This is a genomic window from Bacillus pretiosus (genome assembly GCF_051294775.1).
Taxonomy (GTDB): domain Bacteria; phylum Bacillota; class Bacilli; order Bacillales; family Bacillaceae_G; genus Bacillus_A; species Bacillus_A wiedmannii.
The window spans coordinates 1-279 of the sequence record NZ_JBPPHF010000647.1 but is presented as its reverse complement, the minus strand read 5'-3'; the positions used below and the strand labels follow the sequence as shown (position 1 = coordinate 279).

Annotated in this window: 1 protein-coding gene; it reads left to right on the top strand. The window is 34.8% G+C overall.

Annotation, left to right across the window (positions count from 1 at the left end):
* Positions 1-44: 44 nt before the first annotated feature.
* On the top strand, positions 45-279 hold a 235-nt coding region (locus ACSG5Z_RS32530; RefSeq protein WP_435713001.1), incomplete at its 3' end, for a DUF5698 domain-containing protein.

The following is a 279-nucleotide window of genomic DNA, read 5'->3' as shown; positions in this document are numbered from 1 at the left end:
GTATGTTATCATGAAAAAAGACTAATTGAAAGAGGAGGATACCAATGTTACAAGCGTTACTTATATTTGTGCTTCAAATTATTTACGTTCCCATTTTAACAATCCGTACGATTTTGCTTGTAAAGAATCAAACAAGATCCGCTGCTGGTGTTGGATTGTTAGAAGGAGCTATTTACATTGTCAGGTTAGGTATTGTGTTTCAAGATTTATCAAATTGGAAGAACATCATTGCCTATGTCATTGGCTTTAGTGCGGGACTGTTATTAGGTGGTTATATAG